The organism is Aquimarina sp. 433 (genome assembly GCF_054054605.1).
On record NZ_JBSWZK010000006.1, the window covers coordinates 240935 to 263720 of the forward strand.

Genomic DNA, 22786 nt, shown 5'->3' on the forward strand with positions numbered 1-22786 from the left:
AATCTTTACATTACCTATACAATGTCGATATAACAACCTTAAAATTATCACAACAATCTATTTATCAGTTACTTAATCAATAATTTTAAAATAAAGAATTCAATAATAAATAAAGAATTCAATCGATTAAGTATAGATTTTATATAGACAAGTACTTCATAAATTTCTATACAATTAAGAAAAAACAAACAATAAACTTCTTATCAAACCCATTTTCAATTTCTCTAAGAAACATATGCTTTAATTTTATTTATCATAAATTAGCGTAGGTAGTACAAATACAAAATTTGACTATTTATTTTGGGGAAGGTTGTGTAAAATGAGCGTTTTATAATACTTTACTTTACGTTAGTTTAGCGCGCTTTTTTTACGTTTACACAAAATACATAACAAATAATCTCCTTAGAAAGTAAATCAAGAACAAATAATAATACAAACGTTTGTATTATTATATTTTTAGCAAAATTAAAATTTTATTGATAATTTTTTAATACTTAATTTGATGGTTTTTAAAAAAAGAAGGGTTAAACTTGAAGATATCGCAAGAAAACTAAATATTTCTATTGCGACAGTATCAAGAGCGTTGGATAAAAACCCCAGAGTTAAAAAGAGTACTCAAGAGAAAGTATTTAAAACTGCCGAAGAAATGGGATATATGCCCAATCAGATTGCTAAAAGTTTGAGCTCTGGAAAAACCAACATCATAGGAGTACTTATACCTAGATATGACGAACCTTTTTTTATCGAAGTATGTAGAGGAATAGATCAATATGCTAGAAATCATAATTATAAAATTCTAATCAGTTCCTCGAGAAACTCGTATCAATTCGAAAAAGAAAACCTTATCTCATTCGAAAGAGGTTTGGTTGATGGAATCATTTTATCCCCTACACATGAGACAGAAAATGTTGCCCATTTAAACGATCTTACAAGTAAAGGTATGCCCATGGTATTATTTGACAATATTAGAGAAGAAGTCTCTGGAGCGGACCATGTAATGATTGATGATATAAAATCGTCTTTTGATGCTGTAGAGTTTCTTATCAAAAAAGGAAGAAAAAAAATAGCATTTATAGGAGGAATAAAACAAAAAAAAGTATTTCAAGATCGGTTTACAGGATACAAGTCGGCTCTTAACAAATACAAGATCCCTTTCCATGAAGAATTAGTCTTACATTGTAACTCCTTGGACAGAGAGTTTGAGGATAGAGAAATACTAGATTTTTTTAAACATCTTACCACCTCTCCAGATGCAGTTTTTACGTGCACTGACAATTATGGATTGTTAGCAATGAAAACACTATTAAAGACTGAAAAAAAAATACCTGAGGAAGTCGCAGTAATCGGCTTTGGAGATTTGGGACTTGGAGAAGTCTTTGTTCCAACCCTAACCTGCGTATCACAACCAAGTTTCGAAATGGGCCAAAAGGCTGCTGAACTCCTTATCAAGCAATTAAATGAACCTGAGGACATCCTTCATAAAAAAACAGTTGTTAAACTGGAAACTAAACTTACGCAGCGAGAAAGTACTTAAAGCACATTCATTAGAAAATTACATAATTTTAATCAAATTCACGATTCTGACTAAAAAATGATAATACAAACGCTTGTATTGCCATGCTAATTAGTTCAATTTCACTTTTCAAAATTTGTTTAGTAAATTGTGTATTCTATTTATTTTAAGATCACTAGATTCTTATTTCACAAAATATCTTAATTATGACACTAAAGAATTCAAAGGCTTTTCTTACTCAATTCGTGTGCTTTTTTATGACTATATCTATCGCAGCGCAAAATGATGGATGGACAATTTCCACTACTGATAATAAAAATTACACAGGAATTGTATCCGCAAACGGAAGAATCGGAATACTACCGTCTTCTAAAATATTTGAAACAGACAAAATAATTCTGAATAATGTATATGACAAGGAGTCACCACTTGGTGTTAGCAGAATTCTTCTGGGAATGAATTTTGGAAATCTTGACCTCTATATAGACAACATAAAGTTAACCAATGAAAATATTAGCAACTGGAAACAGACGCTCAATATGAAAGACGCTAGCTTTACTACAACCTTTACCTATAATTCTATTGCAGAAATTTCTTATACCGTATACGCTCTTAGAAATGTACCCTATTCTGGTTATATCGATTTTGAAGTATCAGCAACTAAGGATATTGATCTAAAAGTTATTGGAAAAATACAAACACCAGAAGAATACCTGCAACCTTTAAGCACTTTTAGAGTTCTTAGAGATTTAGAAACCACAATGCCCATCTTACAAACCGTTGCAAAAAGCAGACTAGGAAAACATACAGTAGGTACTTCTGCTACGTTCATATGGCATGATATTAATTCTACAAGAGAAAATCAACGTCCAGAATTAGTACACACCAAACTTTCTGAATACGACAATCAACTGTCATTCGAAAAAAAAGTGTCTAAAGGAAAAAATTATAAGTTTGCGTGGACCGCAGCCCAATGTTCCACACAAGACTTTTTTGATCCTCAAAGTGAAAGCGAGCGTTTCGTAATTTTCAATTTATTAACACCTAGAAAAGACCTTCTATATCAACACACAAATTTATGGACAGATCTTTGGAAAGGTGATATCATTATAGAAGGCGATCTACAATCTCAATTAGATGTTCGCTTAGCCCTATATCATTTATACGCTTTTTCTCGAGGAGACTCGGATCTTAGTATTGCTCCAATGGGATTAAGCTCTCAAAATTATAATGGTCATATTTTTTGGGATACGGAGTTATGGATGTATCCTCCTTTATTGGTACTTAATCAAGATATCGCTCGTTCATTAGTGAATTATCGATCAGACCGTCTCGAGGTAGCAAAAAGGAAAGCAATCAATTTTGGATATAAAGGAGCTATGTTTCCATGGGAAAGCGATGACACCGGAGAGGAAGCTACTCCCGCTTGGGCGCTAACAGGAACTTTCGAACATCACATTACAGCTGATATAGGTATCGCTTTTTGGAACTATTATCGAGTTACAAAAGATAAAAAATGGCTTCAAGAAAGAGGGTATCCTCTTCTAAAGGAAGTTGCAAATTATTGGGTTAGTAGATCCACAAAAAATTCGGACGGATCCTATTCCATCAAAAATGTTGTAGGAGCAAATGAGTTTGCGCCTAATGTAGATGACAATGCTTTTACTAATGGATCTGCCATCACTTGTCTAAGATACGCTTCTTTAGCTGCAACCGAAATTGGAATCACACCGAACAAGACATGGAATGATGTTGCAGATAAAATAATCATTCATAAGTTTAAAGACGGAACAACAAAAGAACACAGTAAATACTCAGGAGATAGAATAAAGCAAGCAGATGTTAACCTGTTATCTTACCCTCTAGATATCATAACTGATAAAGAAACCATTTTAAAAGACCTAACATATTACGAACCTAAACTCGCAGAAGAAGGCCCAGCTATGGCTCAGAGTGTGTTTGCCGTTATCTATGCCAGATTAGGTGATGCAGAGAATGCTTTTAGGCTTTTCAAACGAAGCTATGAACCCAATAAAAGACCTCCATTCGGAGCATTAGCAGAAGCTGCCACAAGTAACAATCCCTATTTTGCCACAGGTGCAGGAGGAATGCTACAAACAGTTATTTTCGGTTTTGGCGGCTTATATCTTACTGACAATGGAATAATTCAAAAAAATCCAATATTACCTAAAACTTGGAAAAAACTTACGATAACGGGAGTGGGAATAGATAAAAAAACTTATGTAGTGGAATAAAATTAATTCGTTGAATCTCTAAGAATCAATGAGGTTTTAACGATTTCTGTACTTGTTTTATAATTGTCCTCGGAAGTATTTAATAACCTATCCAATAGTATTCTTGCTGCCCTAGCTCCTAAATCTTCAGCATGCTGAGAGACTGTTGTCAATTTAGGATAGGAGTGCTTGGATAATATCCCATCGGTAAATCCAATTACAGAGATATCATCTGGAATTTTATATCCTAACTTATTAGCCATATTTATTGCAACTGCTGCTGCGGTCTCATCCAAACCGAGCACAGCATCAATTTCATTATTTTTAAGAAAAGATTCAATCTCCTTCTCTTCTAACTCAATATTATTTATAGGCAATTCAACAAGTGTTACCCCTTCATTATCAGCTACTTCTTCATGAGCCCCTTCTAATCTTAATCTACCAACGCTTAGATCAAAAATGGTAGAGATTATAGCAATTTTTCGACAACCTGTTTTAATCAAGTGTTGTACAGCCGTTTTGGAAGCATGCTTATCATCCACAATAACCTTATCACAATCCACTTCTGCACTTACGCGATCAAACATCATAAGTGGCACATTATCACGCTTCAAATCTTTAAGATGATCTAGTTTATTAAGCATCTGAGTTTCCTTACTCAAAGCTAAAATAAAACCATCTACACTACTATAATTAAGCATTTCTACATATTCTACTTCTTTCTCATACGACTCGTTAGTAATACAGGTTACAATTTTATACCCTTCTTTAGAAGCTTCTTGCTCAATCCCATAAAGTACTTTAGCATAAAAATGATTAAGAATCTCGGGTAACAACACTCCTATGGTATTAGTTTTATTACTTTTTAAACTAACGGCTAGTGCATTAGGTTTATAGTTGTAAAAGTTAGCTAACTCATGAACTCTATTGATAGTTTTCTGACTTATCTCAGAATCATTCTTTAATGACTTAGAAACGGTAGAAATAGATAGATTTAACTCTTTTGCAAGCTGTTTTAGGGTAACCTTTTTCCTCATGACTGTGCTATTAGAAATTCCTTATTTAAGACTGATAAGAATATTAGTCAAATTGTCTTTGGAGTCTAAATTAAGCTTTTTTCTTAATCTATGCCTGCTAACATCTACACTTTGTGAACTTATTCCTAATAGAGGAGCTATTTCTTTAGAAGAAAGGTTCATTTTCAGATACGCACACAGTCGTAAATCCTTGGAAGTTAGGTTAGGATAATTATTCGAAAGCTTTTCGTAAAATTCTTGATGTGATTTATCAAAATTAATTTCGAACAACTTGCTTTCTTTATCTGTAATATAATAGTCCACTAATCGCACTAATTCATTGTAACTATTGGTTGGCAACTTTTGATCAGAAGCATCCTGAACCTTTACAATCTTATCCTTAATTTTTTTAAGAATTTTATTTTTATTCAAATTCACGTAGGCAATCTGAGTCAGCTCTCTACTTTTTGCTTTTATTTCATCCTGTAATTTAGAATTATTAAGCTCGATGATTTTATGTTCTTGTTCTAATTTTTGCGCTCTATGTTCTTCCTCCTGCTTTTTTAATTTCATTGCTTTTTCTTCCAATAAAATTCTTTCCTGTTTTTTCATTTTATACCTATTGATCCCTCTTACTGAAATAATCAATATCAAAAACAAAATCAAATAGAGCATATATGCCCAATGTGTTCTATATATTGGAGGTTTTATACTGAAACTAAATGTTCCTAATCGATATTCTCCATTGTATTCTGCTCTTACTTTAAAAGTGTAATTTCCTTCTTTCAGGTTATAAAGCGTTCGCTCTGTACTCGTGGTTTTAGGGCTCCAATCATTATCATTTAAGCTCGTCTGGTACTCTATTGCTTGTCCATAAATTGGTAATGCGTAGTTAATCTTAAGATCATTATCAGAAAATGCAATTTTATCCCCAACAACGTATGAATTTCCACTATTTACGGAAACAAAATTTCTAATTAGGATATCACTTTTAATAGTTTCCGAAATCGTATTATTCTTTTTGGAATACATCGCAAAACCATTAAAAACAGGAATTACAGTATTTGAATAATCAACAGGAAAAACATTCAAAACATCAGGTACCAATTGATCTTTTAATTCGTGAAGCACTATTGCATTTTCAGAATTTTTTACTGCAACCTTATCATTACTTACATACCAAGTTTCTCCTCCATTTTTAAAAATTCTGGGAGCAGATCCTAGATTTGCTTGTATTTCCGTTTTAATAAAATCTTTGTTCTGATGAGAGTATGTGTATGTATGGTAGTTAGAAGTTATTACTATTTTGTCATCTACCATGGAAAGCGCTATTCTATCACCTTCAAAATCACTTACAGGATAGAAAGCCACATCCTTTAATTGTTTTTCATCATAGTCTAGCTCAAATTTGAACACACCATCACTATACAGTGCTACCCAAAGGTAATTTTCCTTATCTACCTCTAAATACCTACCGGATTTTTCAAAACCACTTAATTTATATCCTTCCCATTCTCCTTCTCTCTTTTGATATAGCGATATACCATTATAATTTCCAGAAACAATAACATCCTCTTCTTCTGAAAGTTTATATTTCCTGAAATTCCAAGCCCCTAAATCTTCTCCCATTCTGGTCAAGACTTTACCCTCTGCGGCATAAGCCCCTTTATCATGACCAACATAAACATCATCATCAACTTTTTCGATATTCCAAACCTGACCATTTAATAATAATTCAAAATCTTTATTAAAATCCGAAGAAGTGGTGTTACCTGCATAAAGTCCTTGATTAGTGCCTAAGTAAGAAAGATTTTGATCATTTACAACCGCATAAGTAGTTCCCAACTCTCCAAAATAATCATAATAATAGGTAAGAGGAGAGTTTAATTTTATATGATCTACTCCATAATCCAAAGCCAACCAAAGATTTTCCTCATAATCTTGATAAATGGATAGGATCGTATTGTTTTGGAGCCCATTTCTCTTATTAATATTATGAGATTCTCCAGTGGCTACATCTAATAAATATAATCCATTAGAAACTGTACCAAGAGCTATTCTATCATCATTAAGTTTAAGAAAAGAAAAGATCTGAGCTTTTTGAACTTCTTCTGACACAGAAAAAGTAATAGGTATGAGTTCATCATTTATTACTTTATATAATCCTTTAGTATCAGTTATAATAATTAAATTATCATCAATTTTTGTAACACCAACTATGTTTTCATTTAAAGCTGGATCGCTTACTACAGGTATTAAATTGGTTTCCTGTAGCCTAAAAACCCCATACTTTAAATCATTTACATAGATCTGATTGTCGATACTATAACTCCACTTAAAACGATATGGAGCGGGAATTTTGGTAATTATATTTCCTTGATTAACATATAAATTTCTAAAGGTTTGAAAAATGATCTCATTATTAACAAAATGTGTTCTCCAATACTCTTCAATGTCCGCAGCTACATCTTTTTTGTTATTTCTTAATGGCTGAATTGTATAATCCTCATATCCATTTTTAATCAACATCCCATGATGCTCATCAGCCCCAAAATATATAGTGTCTTTATTCTTAACAAAAAGACTTCTATTTACCATTTCTGGATTGGTGTCTACTGAAGTCCAATCAGTGCCGTCAAAAATTAAAATCTCATTCCCATTAGCAATATATACTAAACCATTTTCATCTTGTTTAATATCCCAAGATTGCGCATTAAACCCCATGTTTTTGGTGTCATAATGGGTTATCTTAGGAAGTGTTTTATTTTTTATGGATTGTGAAAAAATCGAAAATGATAAAAAATAAAATGTAATAAAAAGACGATACATGAGATGAGTTTTTACATAAGTAGGCTTATCAAATATACCATTAAAATCTTAACATACCTTATTTACACTTTGTTTATAAGATATCAATAAGCACCCTATACTTTTTAATTTTAAAATATGGGTATTAATTTTTATATTATTTAAGCTTAATTTTCTTCTTTAAATCTCCAATACTAATCTCAAAATCTCCAGGCTCGGCAATAGTCTTTAACTCCTGATTTACAAAAGAAAGCTCATCCTTAGTGATTGTAAACGAAACTTCTTTAGACTCTCCTTTGCTTAAAGCAATTTTCTCATATCCTTTCAAAGCTCTCACTTCAGGAGTAATACTGGCATACAAATCACTAATAAAAAGCAACACCGCTTCTTTTCCATCTCTACTACCAGTGTTTGTAACGGTTACTGAAACGTCAATAGAACCATCTTCATTCATTTCTTCTGCACTTACGGATAGATTACTATATTCAAAAGTTGTATACGATAATCCATCACCAAACTCATATTGCTGATCATAGTCCGAATCATAATAGTTTGGAATGGAAATGTTATCAGAGTGTTTGTGATTATAGTTTACAAATGCATGTGGATGTTTTGGATAATTTATTGGCAACCTTCCAGAAGGGCTTTCTAACCCATACAATAAATCTCCCAGAGCATCTGCTCCGTGGTTACCTGGCAAATATCCCATAAATACAGCATCTACTAAAGGCTCTATCTCGTTAAAGATGATTGGTCTTCCTTCTAGTAACACAAGCACTATTTTCTTACCTGTTTTTGCCAATGCTTTTGTTAGTTCTACTTGATCCTTTGGCAATAAAATAGAATTAATATTTCCTGGAGTTTCTGTATAGGAGTTTTCACCTAAACATAATAAAATAACATCAGTTTGTTGAGCAGCCTTTACAGCGGCATCAATATTCTTTTGATCCTCGAAAGAAACCTCTTTTAATACAGTACTATCAATACCATTGTCTTCTTTAAAAGAAACTCCCTGAACAAATGTAGCATTACCTAAACCTACAATAGCTTCAGCAATTGTATTTTTATCTTTAGCATAGTTATCTGCTTCACTTCCTTGCCAATTATACGACCATCCTCCATTTAGAGATCTCATGGTATTGGCAGTGGGACCTGTTACTAAGATTTTTGTTCCTTTTTCTAGTGGCAGTACATCATCTTTATTTTTTAGCAATGTAAAAGATTCTAAAGCTGCTTTTTTGCTTACTGCAGCAAATTTTTCTGATCCAAAATCAGGATAATCTTTAGGATCCGTGACTGGGCTTTCAAATAAGCCCAATTGCATTTTTACTTTTAATATTCTAGAGACTGCACTGTTAATTCTTTCCTCTGCTACACTTCCCTCTTTCACCAACTCTACCAACAGTTCAGCAAACTCAAAATCATGAGGCACCATACTCATATCTACACCTGCGTTTATAGACATTTTGATTGCATCTTTAATTGTTTCCGCAACTTTATGTCTTGTATGTAGATAATTAATATCTGCCCAATCCGTTACTGCAATACCCTCGAAGCCAAGTTCGCCTCTCAATACATCCGTTAACAAGAATTTGCTAGCATGTACTGGAACTCCATTTATTTCTCCCGAATTAATCATTAAGGTTACAGACCCTGCATCTACAGCTGCTTTAAAAGCTGGTAAAAAATATTGTCTTAATTCTCTTTCTGGAATCCAAGCAGGTGTTCTATCTTTACCAGACAAAGGAACGCTATATCCTAAATAATGCTTCATACAAGAAGCTACAGTATAAGGGTCTCCAAGTGTTCCCTGATAACCTTCTACCATTGCCACCCCCATGGTCTTTCCTAAATAGATGTCTTCACCAAAAGTTTCCCATAACCTTGGCCATAAAGGATTTCTTCCTAATCCCAAAACAGGTGAAAAATTCCAAGGAATCGACGAAGCTCTTGTCTCATAAGCAGAAATCTTAGCAACTTCTTTTACCAAATCTCGATTAAAAGTTGCAGCCAATGCGATCTGCTGTGGAAATAACGTTGCTTCTGTAGTGTAATTAACACCATGAATAGCATCTATACCATATATAATAGGAATTTGCCTAGGTGTTTTCGCAGCCTCATCTTGAAATATCTTTATAGTTTTATACCAATCTTGTCTGGATAAAGGAACTCCTGGAGTATTTAATATAGAACCAACTTTATAAGTATGAATTGCCTTGCGCACTAAGGCAGAATCCAACTCATAAGGCTGAGTAGAACTATACTGATTATCTCCTTTGGTAACTACATCTAAAGTAATTTGAGTCATTTGCCCTACTTTTTCCTCTAATGTCATTTCGGAAAGCAGTGAAGCAACTTTTTTATCAATCTCTGTATTCATAGAAGGTTTTTCCTTTATTGTTTTATCATTGTCTTCGGTTGATTTTGAGTTACAACTTAATACCAAAAGACTGAATACGATAATATATAATTTGTGCATCATTTAATTATTTAAAAGAAAAATTACTTTCTAGTTCTGTTTTTGAGCTACCTCCTATAAACACTTTGAAATCTCCTGGTTCTGCTTCCCATTTTTTATTAGCAGTGTAAAACTGAATCGTTTTTTCATCTATCGTAAAAGTGACTGTTTTACTCTCTTGAGGGCCAAGTTCTATCAGTTGAAACCCTTTCAATTCTTTTACTGGTCGTGTTAAGCTACCTATTAAATCTCTAAGATACAGCTGTACCACTTCCTTACCTTTTACTTTCCCCGTGTTTTTAACTGTAACAGAGACCGATAATTTTCCTCCTGCACTAAATGTTGGAGCACTCACTTTTAAATCCTTATACTCAAAATTGGTATAACTTAATCCGTGACCAAAAGGAAACAAAGCATCATTCTTTTCATCAGTATAATGTGACCAAAACACCATACCATCCTGATTTACTGGTCTTCCTGTATTTTTAACATTATAATAAAAAGGTGCTTGACCTCCATGCCTAGGAAAAGATACTGGCAATTTCCCTGAAGGGTTATAATCACCAAATAATACATCTGCTATTGCATTTCCAGAAGTCGATCCAAGATGCCAAGTTTCTAGTATTGCGGATGCTTTTTCAGCAATATTAAGAAGAGCCATTGGACGACCATTCATAAGTACAACTACAATATTTTTATTTACGGCGTAAACAGCATCAAACAACTTTTGTTGTGGCGGAGTTAATTCTATACTCACCTGACTTCTTGCTTCTCCAGATTGAAAAGCTTCTTCCCCTAATGCTAAGACAACCACTTCTGCTCCCTTAGCAACACTTACTGCATTTTCAATTCCCTCAAAATTATCTCTATTAACTTTCAAACTTCTAACGAAACTTCTTTCACCCACACCTATCTCAACTCCTTTTGCGTGTGAAATTTTTGCAGAACTAGATACAGCAGCCTTTATACCTTCTAGTAATGATACTGCCGAATTCGGTGTTGCCATTCCTCTCCAACTTCCAATAGGAGTATCTTTATCATCCGCAAGAGATCCAATAACCGCAATACTTTTTGCATCTTTCTTGAGTGGTAACATATTACCATCATTTTTTAACAAAACAATTGATTTCTTGGCAACATCTCTAGCTATCCCTAAATGCTCCTTTGTATATATCTCTGTTTTTTCACGTTCTTCATTACTATATCTAAAAGGATCATCAAACAACCCTAATTCGAACTTAACTCGTAAAATACGTCTAGCTGCATCTTCTATAAGTTTTTCATCTACTTTTCCATCTTTGACCAACTTTTCCAAACCAACTTCATAAGCTCTACCTTCCATGTCCATATCATTACCCGCATGTATCGCTATATCAGCCGCGTGTGTTCTATCTTTTGCATATCCATGAAAAATCATTTCAGCAATAGAAGCCCAATCCGAAACGATAAAACCATCCCAGTTCCAAGTATTCTTCAAAATATCTCTTTGCAAACCTTTATGACCTGTTGCTGGAATTCCATCTATCTCATTAAACGAACTCATCATTGATGCTACACCAGCATCAACTGCCGCTTTAAAAGGAGGTAATACGGTATTGTGTAATTCATATTCTCCTATACTTACTGTGTTATAATCCCTTCCTCCTTCTGCAAAACCATAAGCAGCAAAATGCTTAGCACATGCAGCAAGTGTATTCTCTTTTGCTAAATCATTTCCTTGAAATCCCTGAATTCTAGAAACTGCTATTTTCGATGCTAAAAATGGATCTTCTCCTGCTCCTTCCATAACTCTTCCCCATCGAGCATCTCTAGAAATATCCATCATAGGACCAAATGCCCAATTAATACCAGACGCAGTCGCCTCCTTTGCTGCAATTTCTGAAGACTTTTTAATAGCCTCTAAGTCCCAACTTGCACTTTCACCAAGTGGTATAGGAAAAATTGTTTTAAAACCATGAATCACATCATATCCAAACAACAATGGAATTTTTAATCGCGAATTTTCCATTACCGTTTTTTGTAATTCTTTAGTACCTGCTACTGATGTAGCGTTAAGCATAGCCCCTACTTCTCCGTTGCGAAGTTTCTCGTATTTTTCTTTATTCCCAACATCCGAAGGTGGTCCGGTTACATCCCAACTACCGTTATATAAAACAAGCTGTCCTATTTTTTCCTTTAATGTCATTAAAGCAATAACAGAATCCACTTTCTGCTCAATATTTTTATTCTGAGAAAAACCCTGTAAAGGAGCACCTACAAATAACCCCAACAGGACAATACCACAAATATTATTTTTAGCATATTCTTTAATAATTCTCACCTATCTTATTTTTTAGTTACGTCAATTAAATTTATCTTACTTACTTTCTTAATATAAATCTGATTCGTTTTTTAAAAATCAGTAAATAAACACTTTAGATTTTTATCTCGAAATATTGATAAAGCTACAACATTACATTCTAATTTGCGCTAACTAGATAATCTTAACATTATCATTACATTTTAATTCAATTATCCCATTGACATTTATATATGTCTAAAAAAATCACTGTTAATCAACGAATTGAGAGATTTAATTGTTAAAATAATAGAAAGTTATCAGGAGTTAAAAACAAAACCTAATAAAGATTAAATAAATATATTATAACAAATGAGCTTAGGGATTAACATCTAAAATGCAACAAATCTTTTAGTAAAAAAACATGCTTTTTATCTTAACAATTGAAGAGCAAAATAATTATAGATCAATATAATTCACAATTCCTAATAATGGGTGTCAATTGGTTATTTTAACGTGTATGATCGGTATATTTTTGACAAAAAAACTTAAATATTTAACATTCCCTTTTTTTTTATCTCCATAATGTTGATTTTAGACATTATGAATAAAAGATAAATTTATTGTAAGTTTTAATCTATATCTTACGACATACAATAACTATCTGTTTTAAAACAACGATTATATGTCTAAAACATATTACGATCCTTCGGATCTTAGAAAATTTGGAAAAATTACTGAATGGAGCGAAGAGCTAGGAACTAAATTCTTTGATTATTATGGAAAGGTTTTCGAAGATGGTGCATTAACGGCGAGAGAAAAATCTTTAATCGCCTTAGCAGTTTCCCATGTGGTAAAATGTCCTTATTGTATTGATGCCTACACAAAAGATGGTTTACAAAAAGGAATTACTAAAGAAGAAATGATGGAAGCTGTTCATGCAGGAGCTGCTATAGAAAGTGGGGCTACACTAGTACATGGTGTACAAATGATGAATAAATACGAAAAGTTGTCTATGTAAGATTGAGGCTGATATCTTAAAAGACAATTTTAATAAAAATGATGTATGGCTACTAAGTCACTGAAAAAAAGAAATAACGAATTAGCAGATTCTAATAGGCAATTAGAAATACTAAACAATGGTATTTTTGCTAACGGTGAACTACCAAAATTTGCTGATAAAATTGCTGAAATTGGCAAAAACCCTTTACGTCCTAATAAACTTGAAATATTACAGATCAATGTTGGATACATGTGTAATCAAGTATGCGAACACTGTCATGTAGATGCAGGTCCTGATCGTAAGGAGATTATGACCAAAGAAACTATGCAACAATGTTTGGATGTTATTAGAAAAACAGGAGCGCACACACTGGACTTAACTGGTGGAGCACCAGAAATGAATCCTAATTTTAGATGGTTTGTAGAAGAAGCCAGTAAGGCTGGAATTAAGGATTTCATAGTACGTAGTAACCTGACAATCATAAGGGCAAACAAAAAATATTATGACTTGCCTGATTTTTTCAAAAAACATAATGTTCATGTAGTTTCCTCAATGCCACATTGGACGAGAGGTAAAACCGATAAGCAACGTGGAGATGGTGTTTTTGACAAATCCATTAAAGCGCTTCAAGAACTAAATGAGCGCGGATATGGAATGCCCGACAGTGATCTTCGCCTTGATTTAGTATACAATCCTTCTGGTGCTTTTTTACCAGGTGATCAAGCTTCTATGGAAAAAGATTTTAAAAAGGCTTTGCTAGAAGATTTTGGAATTCACTTTCATAATTTGTTTGCAATCACTAATTTACCGATCAGTAGATTTTTGGATTACTTAATTGCATCTGAGAATTATGAAGACTATATGTATGCTTTGGTTGAAGCTTACAATCCTACAGCTGTAGCGAATGTTATGTGTACAAACACAATTTCTATAAGTTGGGATGGATGGCTTTATGATTGTGATTTTAATCAAATGTTAGATCTAAAAGTAGCAAGTAAAGTAAAACATATTAGCGAATACAACGAAGAAATACTTCAAAACAGAAATATTATCATTTCCCAGCATTGTTATGGTTGTACCGCTGGTGCAGGAAGTAGTTGCCAAGGAACAGTAGCTTAATTATGAATGTAAAAACCGCCATATTAGTTTTTGCAAACTCCTCTAAACAGGAGATGCTTAATAAACCAATATTTGGAGGTGATAAACTATTCTCAGCGCTAAACAGGTCTACTCTAAAAATAGTTCGAAGCACAGGAATTCCATTTTTTGTATGTACAGAGAGAGATCAGATTGGAAATAGTTTTGGAGAACGTTTTGTAAATGCGATTCAGAACATTTATGATAGAGGATATGAAAGTGTAATTACTATCGGGAATGACACACCTCATCTACAAAAACATCACTTAGTTGAAAGTGTTAAGCAACTTAAAAATAATAATTTTGTACTAGGACCTTCTGTCGATGGTGGATTTTATTTAATGGGGTTGCACAAATCTCAGTTTAATAAAAACACCTTTTTAAAACTCCCTTGGCAGTCTAAAAACCTGGCTAAGAGCGTCTCTCTTTTAATAAAAACTTCAAAAATCGAAGTTACTCAACTCGAAGTTCTTTATGATATAGATACGTTTGAAGATTTAAAAACTATTTCTAAAATTAGTTTTGGTCTATCTAAGATGATGAAGACCATTATCAATGAAATATTACGCCCTTTTGTTCAAATATTTCGTGGTGTAATAACAAGTACAGATACCTACCAACAATATTCCTTTTACAACAAAGGATCTCCACTCTTATCTTAAGACATTTATAAAGTCAATTTAGATGATTCCTATACCTTATTAGGAATTATTGCTGTTATAAAACTACAGCGATCAAAAGCATATCAACATTTTAGTATTGACCAATCAATCTCTTTGAGATTACAACATTACGAACATCATCTGTATGAAGAAAGTAACTCTTATATTTTTCTGTATACTATTACCCTTACTTGTAGCAAGTCAAGATTCCTTAAAGGAGTTATTAATGCTACACAATAGTAAGAGTATCCCTTACATTACTGTTAAAGAACTGAAATCTTCTAAAAACGATGTTATCCTTTTTGATGCAAGAGAGCTTGTAGAGTACCAAACAAGTCACTTAAAAGGTGCTATTCATGTTGGGTACGATTTTTTTGAAATAAAGAAAATAGCGAATCAAAACATCCCTAAAGACTCAAAAATTGTAGTGTATTGTAGTTTAGGAATACGATCAGAAGACATTTCAGAAAAGTTAAAAGAATTTGGTTATACCAACATATATAATTTATACGGCGGCATATTTGAATGGAAAAATGACGGTAATGAAGTAGTGGATATGAACGAAAAAGAAACTAACAAAGTACACGCATTTTCAAAAGAGTGGGGAAAATGGTTGTATAAAGGAAAAAAAGTATACAAAAGGTGAAAGAAAAGAATCTATTATTAATTTTTACCCGAAACCCCGAATTGGGTAAATGTAAAACAAGACTAGCAGCTACCATAGGCGATCATGCTGCTTTAGAGGTATATCAAACTTTATTAAATCATACGGTGAGTATCACAAAAGATCTGGATATCACCAAAGAGGTACATTATTCTGTAAAAGTTAGAGAAAATGATATTTGGGATAACCATATCTATCACAAAAAACAGCAAGATGGTGAAGACCTCGGACAACGAATGAAAAATGCATTTCAGAATGGTTTTACTAATGGATATACCAATATCATCATCATTGGAAGTGATATGTATGACCTAAATCAGGAAGACATCGAAAACGCATTTAGAGCTCTCCAAGATCATGAATATGTAATTGGTCCTGCAATGGATGGAGGATATTATTTGTTAGGGATGAAAAGAATGAACTCTGAAGTTTTTGAAAACAAAGCTTGGGGTACTGAGACAGTCCTTCAAAATACATTAAACGATTTACAACAAACCAATATAAAATTACTGGAAGAACGAAATGATATCGACTATTATGAAGATATTAAAGACATCTCGGCCTTTCAACACCTATTAAGTTATCAAAATGATTAAATACATTAAAGAAACAACAGAGTATCTACAGGAAAAAGGATTTGAAAACCCAGAGATAGGAATCATCTTAGGAACAGGACTAGGACAACTACTTAATGAAATTGAAGTTCTAAAAGAAGTAAGCTATAATCATATTCCTAATTTCCCCACTGCAACGGTAGAGTTTCATAAAGGGAAATTAATTTATGGAAACCTAGAAGGAAAAAAGGTTGTCGTAATGCAAGGTCGTTTCCACCTATACGAAGGATATTCTCTTCAGGATGTTACTTATCCTGTTCGTATCATGCAGCAGTTAGGAATTAAAACATTGCTAGTTTCAAATGCTTCTGGAGCTATTAATCTAAATTTTAAAAAAGGAGAGTTAATGTTAATTGATGATCATATTAATCTCCAGGGAGGGTCGCCACTTGCATTTAAAGGAGTAGAACAATTAGGAACTCGTTTTACGGATATGAGTGCTCCATATGATGCCAATCTTAATCATCAATTGGAAACCATTGCTAAAGAAAATAACATCACTTTGCACAAAGGCGTATATGCCTCTGTGGTAGGGCCACAACTAGAAACAAGAGCAGAATATAGATACTTGAAGATAATCGGAGCAGATGCAGTAGGAATGAGTACTGTTCCAGAAATTATTGTGGCCAATCACTTAAATCTAAAAGTAGCTGCAGTTTCTGTGCTTACCGATGAATGTGATCCTGATAATTTACAACCTGTAGATATTGAAGAAATTATTGCTATGGCAGGAAAAGCAGAACCAGAAATGATTCTTTTATTTAAAGAACTAATAAAATCCTTGTAGAAGCAGAAGACAAACCCCATTAATAGTAAAAAGAAAGTATAAAATATGAGTTATTTAGAAACCACACATGATGTTTATAAAGAAGCAGCATTAACTCCAGATGTTGGACTATGTTGTACCACAAATCCAATTTGGGAACTACCAGGATTAAAAATCCCAAAGATCATGCAAGAAATGAATTATGGATGTGGAAGTACTGTAAATGCCCGAGACCTTACCAACAATCCTAAAATTCTATACGTTGGTGTTGGTGGAGGAATGGAATTATTACAATTCTCTTATTTCTCACGCCAAAAACATGGTGTTATCGGTGTAGATGTAGTACAAGAAATGTTGGAAGCTTCTCGTAAGAATTTTAAAGAAGCTGAAGAACAAAATGATTGGTTCAAAAGTGAATTTGTAGATCTTAGATTTGGTGATGCTCTAAATCTTCCAGTAGAAGACAATAGTATTGATGTAGCTGCTCAAAATTGCTTGTTTAATATCTTTAAAGAAGAAGATCTAAAAAAAGCTATCGAAGAAATGTATCGTGTTTTAAAACCTCACGGCAGATTGGTGATGAGTGATCCTACTTGTGAGCAGCCAATGAATGAAACGTTAAGAAACGACGAACGATTAAGAGCTTTATGTTTAAGTGGTAGTCTTCCGATTGCAGAATATGTAAAAGCACTTACTGATGTTGGTTTTGGAACAATAGAAATTAGAGCACGTAAGCCTTATCGTATATTAGACCCTAAAAACTACGAAACGGATGAATTGATCTATATAGAATCTATTGAGGTAGCTGCTATTAAAGATCCAATGCCAGAGGATGGACCTTGCATATTTACTGGGAAAGCGGCTATTTATTATGGCGATGAAGACTATTTTGATGATAAAAAAGGACATGTTTTACTAAAAAATCAACCATTAGCTGTATGTGATAAAACTGCAGCAGCTTTGGGAGATCTAGGAAGAGATGATATCTACATAAGCGAATCTACTTTCCATTACGATGGTGGCGGATGTTGCTAAATTTATTAAATATGTAAGCATTCATATCCCTAGAACATTATTTGGTTTTGGGGATATGTTTTTTAGAACTTCTTCGACATTGCTTTTCTAAATTCATATATAATCAAAAACATAGAGCACCAAAGCGGACTCATATTGGTTTTCAACCCTTTTCCTTTCGAAAACCTTATAATTTGTCTGGCATAAAATCCTCCTTCGGCTGCATCTTCAAATTGTTTAATTCCCGTACGCAAAATCAAATTTTCTAATCTAGGCAACTTCCCTTTTAGAAAATCCGATATCTCATCCCTATTCGTAATAAAAGGACGAGCCATACCAATTAGATCTACTTCGCCGTTAGATAATACTTCGTTACAAAAATCATATGACCTAAAACCTCCAGTAATCATTAGTGGCAACTGACTGATTGCTCTTATTTTCTTAGCAAAATCTATAAAATACGCCTCTCTGCGTTTTGTACTCTCTTTTAGTTTTCCATCTTCTTCATTCATAGTAAAAAAAGCAAGCTTTTCATAGGTTCCTCCAGATATCTCCAGTAAATCTATCTTTTCATTATCCAACATTCGAACTACCTCTAAGGATTCTTCCTCTGTAAAACCTCCTCTCTGAAAATCAGCAGAATTCAATTTTACGGCTATAGGAAAATCAGCTCCTACTACTTTGCGAACTTCTTTGATAATAGTTAGTAATAAACGACTTCTATTTTCAATACTACCTCCCCATTGATCAGATCGCAAATTGGTATTAGGTGATAAAAACTGGCTCAACAAATATCCATGAGCAGCATGGATTTGAACACCAGTAAAACCAGCTTCTTTGGTTAATTGTGCAGCCTTAGCAAAACCTTGAATTACTTTTAGAATATCCTCTTCTGTCATAGCTTTAGGTTTACCAAAAAGCCCTAACTTTTTTAACTGAACTTCAGAAGGTGCTAAGGGTCTACTAGTTCCAAAACGATTTGTTTGTCGACCAGAATGTGAAATTTGAACCCAAACATGATTACCATATCTTTTTCCGGCTTCTGCCCATAACTTTAATTTTGGGAGCATATTTTCATCATCAAAACATACATTACCCGCAGATTCTAAATGTTTTCTATCGATAACTACATTTCCAGTTATTAGCAAGCCAGCTCTGGTAGCAGACCAATCTTCATACAACCGATTATGACCTTTAACAGGTTCATAATTCCGATTGCTGATCCGCTCGGTCATAGCGGATTTTACCAATCTGTTTTTCAATACCGCTCCGCAAGGAAGTGTCAAAACTGTACTAATCATATGGAAATAGTTCGATTACAATAATACACATTCAATAAGTAAGTTCCAATATAAGGAACTATGAATTACGAATAACATCTGTAAGGAATGGCACAGACTTTGGACTAACCTCGAGTATTTAACGAATATTTATATAAACATTTCGTTATTTGGAAAAACAAAAAATAAATTAAGTGTCAAACCTAACCATTTGGAATAAAAAACATAAAAAATGAAGACCCCAAAACTATTTGTATTCGCAATTATTGCATTCATATCACTGCAAACGAAAGCACAACAAAAATTAGATCATGCCATCTGGGATCAGATATTATTGATCAATGTATCCGATGACGGAAAAGTAGATTATAAAGGATTTATGAGAGACAGTGCAGAGCTATATAAGTACTTCAACTATCTTTCTGATAATCCACCTGCAGAAAATTGGAGCAAAGAAGAAAAGTTAGCATACTGGATCAATGCTTACAATGCCTACACGATCAAGCTTATCATTGATAACTACCCTTTAAAAAGTATTAAAGACATTAAAAATCCGTGGGATAGACAGTTCTTTAAAATTAATGGCGCACTACACAGTTTAAATGAACTAGAACACAAAATTCTTAGAAAACTAGGAGAGCCTAGAATTCATTTTGCTATCAATTGTGCTTCTTTTTCTTGCCCAATAGTATGGAATAGAGCTTTTACTGCAACTAATGTTGATAATGCTTTGGAAACACTTACTGGAAATTTTATCAACGACCCTAAAAGAAATACCATTACTGAAGAAGTAGTAGAGGTTTCAAAAATATTCAGTTGGTTTAAAAAAGATTTTAAGGTAGATGGTGAAGATGCAAAATCTTTTATCAATAAATACGCTAAAGTTAAAATTGATAAGCAAAAAAAGAAAGGATATAAGAAATATGATTGGAGTTTAAATGAGTAACTTTATACCATAAATAACAGCTGACCTTTTGAAAATTTCTATCGTCATTCCTATTCTTAATGAAGCGGCTTCTATATGTAAGCTGCTTTCGCATTTGATACAGGTTTCTTATGCTAAAGATACCATTAGTGATATTATCATTGTCGATGGTGGAAGCACTGATAATTCAAAAACCGTGGTACAACAGTTTGCAGAAAGCCAAGCTGTAAAGATTAAATTAGTAGATTCCGAAAAAGGTCGCGCTAAGCAGATGAATACAGGAGCATCGGTTGCTGCGGGTGAAATTCTGTATTTTTTGCATGCTGATTCCTTTCCTCCAAAGCATTATGATAAGGATATCATAGCAGAAATAAAAAAAGGTAATGAAGCTGGATGTTTTCGTATGAAGTTTGATTCAAATCATTGGTGGTTGCGATTTCTAGGGTGGCTTACAAAATTTGAAAGTAAACGCTGTCGTGGTGGCGATCAAAGTCAGTTTATAACCGCATCATTATTTAAAGAAATAGAAGGTTACGACGAAAATTATATCGTTTATGAAGATAATGATCTAGTAGATCGTCTTTTTGCGATTAACAAATTTGTTATCATTCCTAAATACGTCATTACTTCTGCAAGACGTTACAGAGAAGTCGGAGTTTGGCGATTGCAATACCACTTTTTAAATATTCATATGCGACGATGGCTGGGTGCCTCCTCAGAAGATTTATATAGGTATTATAAGAAAAAAGTTGTTTCTTAAATCTACTTCTTTATCTTTAGGGAAGTGGAAACAATACCAATACTTTTAGTTGTTTTACTCCTAATTGGAGCTATTCAGGGAATCATTTTCGGAATCATATTATGGCAGAAAAATGGATTGCACTATATAGCTAATAGGTTTCTGGCTACCATTTTATTCTTCTTTTCTTACCGACTTATTGTAGAGACACTAAATATATTTGGTTTAGGTCGTTATGATGTTTGGTATCATATTTTGCTAGAATATAATTGGATTTACGGAACACTAATTTTCTTTTTTGTAAAAAGTTATGTGAATCCCAAATTTGAATTTAAACAGAAGGATTGGATTCATTTTCTACCAGTATTCATTGAATTTGCCTGGAGCTTTTTTATCAAAGCTCAAAACTTTTACTGGGATGGAACCAGAGAAAGCCTTACTTGGTTAGGATATTGGGGATATGTAATATGGATGCATTATCCAACGATGTTTGTCATTTCTGGAGCACTCATCATTTTTTATAGTAGCAAAGCTGAAAAAATACTAAGTAATATGACGAGTGTCGAAGGATATAAGATCATTCCAGGAAAACTCGACTGGATCAAAAGAGTAATTTTGGTGATGAAAATATTCTCTATTATTTATGTTCTTGGAATTTTAATAGACTTTTTCTTTTTCAATTTTGCCAGTAATTTTTTCTACGGTCATCCTGTATTTATAGGCATGGCGATTATTACTTATTGGTTAGGGCTCGAAGGATTTTCTCGCAGAAAAGAAAGTGCATTTAAACCAACAACAACTGTCTCAGATAAAGAAAAAGAGCAACTTGTGACTATCAGTAATGCATTGAATCTTAAAATGCAAGAAGACCAATTATTTAAAGATCCTGAACTTACCTTAGCTTCTCTATCCGAACAACTATCTGTAAAACCATACTTGGTAACCAAGTGCCTTAATACCATCTACGAGAAAAAGTTTAATGACTACATCAATGAACTTCGTATTGAAGAAGTAAAAAGGTTAGTAAATGACTCAAAAAATAACAATTTCACCCTTTTAGCATTAGCTTATGAAGCAGGTTTTAACTCTAAAGCTTCTTTTAACCGAGCAGTTAAAAAAATAACCGGTAAACCTCCTAGCGCTTTAAAATCAAATAGTTAAATAGTCTCAATTAAAAAATTGAGTCCTTAACTTTCTTCAAAATTCGTCTCATTTAGCGAATTGAAACGATTTTGTTTATTAAATGATCAATATTTGTCTCGAACAATTCTAAAATCATAACAACATGAGACAATTAATGACATTTACAGTATTCGTATTAATAACATCTTTCTATAGCTTTTCTCAAGAAGACACAAAAGATCTACAACAATTAGTTGGTGAATGGAAACTGGATATGAGTCCGCAGGATACGACAGATTCCAATTTTGCCATGATGCGCATCGATAAGATTACTTCCAAATCCGTAGAAGGAACATTTTACAGAGAAGGTGTAAAAATGAGAGAGGGAAGAGTAAACACCCAATTAGATGTGATTTATGTAGCACTTATCTCCGGTGACAATAGTGGTGACTATAATACCACATTTTACTATAAAAATGGAAAACTTTATGGATCAACGCATGCTATAAAGAAGGACTTTTTAGCTGTTTGGACAGCAGAAAAAATAAAATAA

General features: G+C 33.2%; 18 protein-coding genes. 13 read left to right on the top strand and 5 right to left on the bottom strand.

Translation table 11 applies throughout. From position 1 onward, the window contains the following. Positions 1–502: 502 nt before the first annotated feature. Both ACWNT5_RS14225 and ACWNT5_RS14230 read left to right on the top strand, forming a co-directional pair. Positions 503–1534, top strand: coding sequence for a LacI family DNA-binding transcriptional regulator (locus ACWNT5_RS14225; protein ID WP_456517704.1), 1032 nt, complete (start codon positions 503–505; stop codon positions 1532–1534). A gap of 185 nt (positions 1535–1719) precedes the next feature. Continuing rightward, positions 1720–3768 carry a glycosyl hydrolase family 95 catalytic domain-containing protein gene (locus tag ACWNT5_RS14230; protein WP_456517705.1) on the top strand — a complete coding sequence of 683 codons (2049 nt, stop codon included), beginning with the start codon at positions 1720–1722 and terminating at the stop codon, positions 3766–3768. Between the two features lie 2 nt (positions 3769–3770). On the opposite strand, the gene ACWNT5_RS14235 is transcribed toward ACWNT5_RS14230, so the two are convergent. The 4 genes from ACWNT5_RS14235 to bglX form a co-directional block, all read right to left on the bottom strand. Continuing rightward, positions 3771–4784, bottom strand: coding sequence for a LacI family DNA-binding transcriptional regulator (locus ACWNT5_RS14235; protein WP_299605691.1), 1014 nt, complete (start codon positions 4782–4784; stop codon positions 3771–3773). A gap of 21 nt (positions 4785–4805) precedes the next feature. After that, positions 4806–7592 carry a LuxR C-terminal-related transcriptional regulator gene (locus ACWNT5_RS14240; protein ID WP_456517706.1) on the bottom strand — a complete coding sequence of 929 codons (2787 nt, stop codon included), beginning with the start codon at positions 7590–7592 and terminating at the stop codon, positions 4806–4808. Positions 7593–7728: 136 nt separating this feature from the next. Further along, on the bottom strand, positions 7729–10050 hold the full coding sequence (locus ACWNT5_RS14245) for a glycoside hydrolase family 3 N-terminal domain-containing protein (RefSeq protein ID WP_456517707.1): 2322 nt from the start codon (positions 10048–10050) through the stop codon (positions 7729–7731). A gap of 7 nt (positions 10051–10057) precedes the next feature. Further along, a complete protein-coding gene (bglX, locus tag ACWNT5_RS14250; RefSeq protein ID WP_456517708.1) occupies positions 10058–12349 on the bottom strand; it encodes a beta-glucosidase BglX in 2292 nt (763 codons plus the stop codon). 643 nt (positions 12350–12992) lie between these two features. Between bglX and ACWNT5_RS14255 the strand changes: the two genes are divergently transcribed. From ACWNT5_RS14255 to arsM, 7 genes are all read left to right on the top strand, one after another. Then, complete coding sequence (locus ACWNT5_RS14255) at positions 12993–13328, top strand: arsenosugar biosynthesis-associated peroxidase-like protein (RefSeq protein ID WP_299605680.1); 336 nt, start codon at positions 12993–12995, stop codon at positions 13326–13328. 45 nt (positions 13329–13373) lie between these two features. Next, positions 13374–14429, top strand: a complete 1056-nt coding sequence (gene arsS / locus ACWNT5_RS14260) for an arsenosugar biosynthesis radical SAM (seleno)protein ArsS (protein WP_456517709.1) — start codon at positions 13374–13376, stop codon at positions 14427–14429. A gap of 2 nt (positions 14430–14431) precedes the next feature. Further along, entirely contained in the window at positions 14432–15109 is a 678-nt protein-coding gene (locus ACWNT5_RS14265) for a TIGR04282 family arsenosugar biosynthesis glycosyltransferase (RefSeq protein ID WP_456517710.1), read from the top strand. Positions 15110–15254: 145 nt separating this feature from the next. Beyond that, positions 15255–15755, top strand: coding sequence for a rhodanese-like domain-containing protein (locus ACWNT5_RS14270; RefSeq protein WP_456517711.1), 501 nt, complete (start codon positions 15255–15257; stop codon positions 15753–15755). Beyond that, on the top strand, positions 15752–16369 hold the full coding sequence (locus tag ACWNT5_RS14275) for a TIGR04282 family arsenosugar biosynthesis glycosyltransferase (protein ID WP_299605670.1): 618 nt from the start codon (positions 15752–15754) through the stop codon (positions 16367–16369). The genes ACWNT5_RS14270 and ACWNT5_RS14275 overlap by 4 nt, the downstream gene beginning before the upstream one ends. Next, positions 16362–17174: a purine-nucleoside phosphorylase gene (locus tag ACWNT5_RS14280; protein ID WP_456517712.1), complete on the top strand. Its 813-nt coding sequence runs from the start codon at positions 16362–16364 to the stop codon at positions 17172–17174. Before ACWNT5_RS14275 ends, ACWNT5_RS14280 begins: the two co-directional genes overlap by 8 nt. 45 nt (positions 17175–17219) lie before the next feature. Continuing rightward, positions 17220–18188 (top strand): arsenosugar biosynthesis arsenite methyltransferase ArsM, encoded by a 969-nt coding sequence (gene arsM / locus ACWNT5_RS14285; RefSeq protein ID WP_456517713.1) that lies wholly within the window; start codon positions 17220–17222, stop codon positions 18186–18188. A 62-nt stretch (positions 18189–18250) separates the two neighbouring features. On the opposite strand, the gene ACWNT5_RS14290 is transcribed toward arsM, so the two are convergent. Continuing rightward, on the bottom strand, positions 18251–19468 hold the full coding sequence (locus ACWNT5_RS14290; protein WP_456517714.1) for an NADH:flavin oxidoreductase/NADH oxidase family protein: 1218 nt from the start codon (positions 19466–19468) through the stop codon (positions 18251–18253). 211 nt (positions 19469–19679) lie between these two features. Between ACWNT5_RS14290 and ACWNT5_RS14295 the strand changes: the two genes are divergently transcribed. The 4 genes from ACWNT5_RS14295 to ACWNT5_RS14310 all read left to right on the top strand — a co-directional run bounded on the left by ACWNT5_RS14295 (position 19680) and on the right by ACWNT5_RS14310 (position 22786). Next, the gene (locus tag ACWNT5_RS14295; protein WP_456517715.1) at positions 19680–20393 is read left to right on the top strand and encodes a DUF547 domain-containing protein; all 714 of its coding nucleotides are present in this window, start codon (positions 19680–19682) and stop codon (positions 20391–20393) included. Positions 20394–20421: 28 nt separating this feature from the next. Further along, positions 20422–21132, top strand: a complete 711-nt coding sequence (locus ACWNT5_RS14300) for a TIGR04283 family arsenosugar biosynthesis glycosyltransferase (protein WP_456517716.1) — start codon at positions 20422–20424, stop codon at positions 21130–21132. 24 nt (positions 21133–21156) lie between these two features. Beyond that, entirely contained in the window at positions 21157–22272 is a 1116-nt protein-coding gene (locus ACWNT5_RS14305; RefSeq protein WP_456517717.1) for a helix-turn-helix domain-containing protein, read from the top strand. 124 nt (positions 22273–22396) lie between these two features. Further along, positions 22397–22786 (top strand): hypothetical protein, encoded by a 390-nt coding sequence (locus ACWNT5_RS14310; protein ID WP_299605654.1) that lies wholly within the window; start codon positions 22397–22399, stop codon positions 22784–22786.